General features: G+C 52.3%; 3 protein-coding genes. 2 read left to right on the top strand and 1 reads right to left on the bottom strand.

The window, feature by feature from the left end; genetic code table 11:
• Window positions 1-25 precede the first annotated feature (25 nt).
• On the bottom strand, window positions 26-2,062 hold the full coding sequence (locus A918_RS0102100) for a M3 family metallopeptidase (protein ID WP_028233260.1): 2,037 nt from the start codon (window positions 2,060-2,062) through the stop codon (window positions 26-28).
• Between the two features lie 155 nt (window positions 2,063-2,217).
• Between A918_RS0102100 and A918_RS0102095 the strand changes: the two genes are divergently transcribed.
• Complete coding sequence (locus A918_RS0102095; protein ID WP_022709451.1) at window positions 2,218-2,685, top strand: MarR family winged helix-turn-helix transcriptional regulator; 468 nt, start codon at window positions 2,218-2,220, stop codon at window positions 2,683-2,685.
• Between the two features lie 44 nt (window positions 2,686-2,729).
• Entirely contained in the window at window positions 2,730-3,998 is a 1,269-nt protein-coding gene (locus A918_RS0102090; RefSeq protein WP_022709450.1) for a multidrug effflux MFS transporter, read from the top strand.
• Window positions 3,999-4,202 lie beyond the last annotated feature (204 nt).

Genomic DNA, 4,202 nt, shown 5'->3' with positions numbered 1-4,202 from the left:
CGGGGGGGGGGCGTTTTCTAATTTATTAAAGGCCGCGTTTTTCGATCATGGCTTGCGGGCTCGGCATACGACCACGGAATGTTTTGTACAATTCCTCCGGATCTTTTGATCCGCCAGCGGCATAAATATGGGTCTTCAGCTTTTCTGCCAGATCGGCATTGAACACATCGCCGCTTTCTTCAAAAGCCGCAAAAGCATCAGCGTCCAGCACTTCCGACCACATATAAGAATAGTAACCGGCAGAATATCCGTCACCACTGAACACATGCAGGAAATGCGGGGTACGATGGCGCATGATAATCGCTTCCGGCATATCCAGCTTTTTCAGAACTTCCGCTTCAAAAACCAGCGGGTCAGTCACAGGCTTGTCACTGGTATGGAATGCCATATCGACCAGCGCCGATGAGGTGAATTCCACCGTGTTGAAACCGGCATTGAAAGTCGCGGCTTTCAGCACTTTATCAATCAGATCCTGCGGGATTGTCTCACCGGTTTTATAATGTGTGGCGAATTTCTCCAGCACCGGACGTTCGGTCAACCAATGTTCATAGAGTTGGGATGGCAGTTCGACAAAATCACGCGACACTGCGGTGCCGGAAATTGCAGGCCATGTCACATCGCTCAGCAGTCCATGCAGGGCATGGCCGAATTCGTGGAACAGTGTATGTGCATCATCGAGCGATAACAGTGCCACCTCGCCTTTCGGCGGTTTGGCGAAGTTCATTACATTATAAATGATCGGTGGCTGACCACCATCCAGACGATGAGACGACTGCAAAGCGCTCATCCATGCGCCGGAGCGTTTGCTCTGACGGGCAAAGTAGTCACCCAAGAACAGGCCGCGTCGTGAACCATCCGCGTTGAATACTTCCCACACACACACATCCGGATGCCATGTCTGAATATCCTGATGTTCTTTGAATGTCAGGCCGAACAGACGTGTTGCCACATCAAAAGCTGCTTCAATAATTTTATTGAGCTGCAGATACGGCTTGAGATCGCCTTCATCAAAAGCGAAGCGCTCGGCACGCAGTTTTTCTGCATAATAACGCCAGTCCCAACCGGCTACCGGATGATTAAGCCCCTCACTGGTAATCAGCTTTTCAAGATCAGCCTGCTCTTCCGATGCGCGTTGTTTGGCTTTATCCCAAACCGGCATCAGCAAATCCATCACCGCATCGGGTGTTTTGGCCATTGTGTCATCAAGCTTGAACGCAGCGAAATTTGCATAACCCAGCAGCTTTGCCTTTTCATCACGTAAGGCAACAATCTCTGTCACCAATGTGCGATTGTCAGTCGCACCGCCATTTTCACCGCGCTTTGCCCATGCTTCATAGGCTTTTTCACGCAAATGACGAACAGAGGAGAAGGTCAGAAACGGCTCAACAATCGCGCGGGAAAGCGTAACTGCCCATGCATCTTCACGACCACGCTCTTCAGCTGCCGCTTTCATCGCAGCCCGCAACTGCTCCGGCAAACCGGCAAGCTCTGCCTCATCAGTAATAAACAAAGCCCATGATGCTTCGTCTTTCAGCACGTTCTGGCCGAAACCGGCACCGAGACCGGCAAGCTTTTCATTAATATCAGCCAGTCGTGCTTTGTCCTGTGCATTCAGTTTAGCGCCGTTACGCACAAAGCCTTTCCAGCTCTTTTCCAGCACACGCAGAGTTTCCGTATCCAGCCCAAGCTTGGTACGGCTCTGATAAAGCGCATCAAGGCGGGCAAACAGCGCTTCATTCATCATGATGCGCGAGTGATGGCGGGACATTCTCGGCGCAACTTCACGCTCCAGCGCCTGAATATCCTCATTGGTATGGGCACCGGCGCGCATCCAGAAAATCGCGGCAATATGGGAAAGATCACGGCCGGAAAGCTGCAAAGCTTTCAGCGTATTCTCAATTGTCGGCGCATCAGGGTTCTGCAGAACGGCTTCCACATCCGTCCAGTCTTTTTCCAAAGCGATATCAAAAGCCGCTTTGAAATCCGCATCACTGAATTTACTGAAATCCGGCAGACCAAGCGGGCCGCTCCACTGGCTGAGTGCTGAATAGGCGGGCGTCATCTGATTGTCCTGCGGCATAACTCACGGTCTCCGGTTTGCAGAATTGCATTTCAAACATTTAAGCAGCCCGCTTATCCGCCACAAGTGATTTATACGGATAATTGACCTGTTTGAAAATAAATAGTAAGGAAGCCTTATTATAAGGATGCCTTACAATGTTTGCAGGAAAATCCTACGATCCCGATAGTTTCGGTTTCGTTGTCTATGATATCAGCCGGCTTTTCAGCCTTGAGCGGGAGCGTAAGATCGTTGCCGCAGGTCTTGAACTCACGGCTTTCGAGTCACGGACACTGGTTCATGTTGCGCGTTATCAGCCAGCCCGCCAGTCTGTCCTCGCCGAGAGTATGAATATTGAAGCGATGACCCTGTCCGGCTATCTCGACAGGCTGGAAAATCGTGGCTTGCTGCGCCGTGAGCCTGATCCCGATGACCGTCGTGCCAAACTGATTTTTCTCAATGATACAGCCGTGCCGGTTCTGGATGAGCTGAAACGTATTGCGAAAGAAACCATCGCCGATGCTTCACAGGCGCTGCCGCCGGAAGAGTGGCAGAGATTTTTGAATAATCTTCTGACCGTCCGCGCACATTTAAGACAACTCAATCAGGAAAACCGGAAAAGCTGATCCGATTATCCGCAATTTAGCTCCCAACCATAAAGCATGCCGCTATGCCCGATTCATCACCCCGCGAAAAAACATCCCCGCTTGTCATTATGTCCGAGCGCCGCGTTGGCATTATCGGCGGCTTTCTTGCCGCCATCGGCCCGCTGGCAATGTCACTTTATACACCGGCGATGCCGGAAATTGTCTCGGATTTCGGCACCACTGAGGCTGCAGTTAAACTGACCTTGACCGCCTATTTCGGCGGCTTTTGTTTTGCCCAGCTGATCTGCGGCCCCTTATCAGACGGCTATGGCCGCAAACCGATCACTATTCTTTTCATGTCTGTCTATCTGGCAGCCAGTGTGCTGGCATTGTTTGCTCCGACGATTGAGATCATGGTGCTGGCACGCCTGTTACAGGGTGTAGGCGCTGCGGTCGGCGTTACCATGTCCCGCGCGATTGTCCGCGATCTGTTTACCAGCGACCGCTCGGCGCGGGTGATGAACCTGATCGGCATCGTGCTGTCCGTCGGCCCCGCCATCGGCCCGACACTTGGCGGGCTGACCCTGGAATTTCTCGGCTGGCATGCGATCTTTCTGGTGATGATTTTGCAAGGGGCGGCTGTCATTCTCATGATGCTGCTTTTTGTGCAGGAAACCGGCAAGCCCGATCCTTCCCGTGTCCGGCCACGGGCACTTGTGCAATCCTATTTCAGCCTGCTGAAAACCCCGCATTTCCTGTTTGCCAGTCTGGTGCTTACCGGCGCTACCGGTGCACTTTATACATCAGCGACCATCATGCCCTTCATTCTTATGACGCGTGTGGGACTGTCACCGAGCACTTTCGGCATGGGGATGTTGTTACAAACTGCTTTCTATATTTCAGGCGGCATTATTTACCGCATCCTGATGCAGCGCGTGACCGTTTTCCAGATGTCCTGCATCGGGTTGCTCTGCACCGGCTCCGCCAGTATCCTGCTCGCTGTGTTGCTGCGCATTTATGAGCCGGGCTATCTGCTGGTGATGTTACCGATGGGGCTTTACGTGATGGGCATTGCCTTTCTCACGCCGCAGATGACAACGGCAGCCATGGCACCTTTTCCGAAAATTGCCGGTTCGGCTTCCGCATTGATGGGCTTCTTCCAGATGGGCGGCGGTCTGGTCGGCGGCATCATTTCAGCCTCTATGGGCGATCCGGTTATCGCCATGGCAACATTATTGCCGCTGATGGGATTACTGTCATTAATCAGCTATATAATGTGGAACAGGTTCAAACTGCCTCTGGCCCCTACCTTGGAGCATCCGATTACCCCTGAAAAATCTGCAGACCGGTAAAGTCAGACTCTCATAGAATTGTCAGGCAAAAACAGCAGGGTTGACAAGCGCGGCCCGAGAGCACAAAACACGCCCAGACCATCAGGTCTGATTTTAACCGGAGTTTTACTCTTATGCCCAGCGACAGTCACAGTCGATTGTTTATGCCGTCAATGGCAGATCTGACCTGATCGCAGGAGCGATTGGTTTGTCACGATCTGCCAT

Origin of the sequence: Pseudochrobactrum sp. AO18b (genome assembly GCF_000409565.1) — a bacterium.
In the GTDB taxonomy this organism is placed as follows: Bacteria; Pseudomonadota; Alphaproteobacteria; order Rhizobiales; family Rhizobiaceae; genus Pseudochrobactrum; species Pseudochrobactrum saccharolyticum.
The sequence above is the reverse complement of the archived record's forward strand: the minus strand, read 5'-3'. Positions and strand labels throughout refer to the sequence as shown.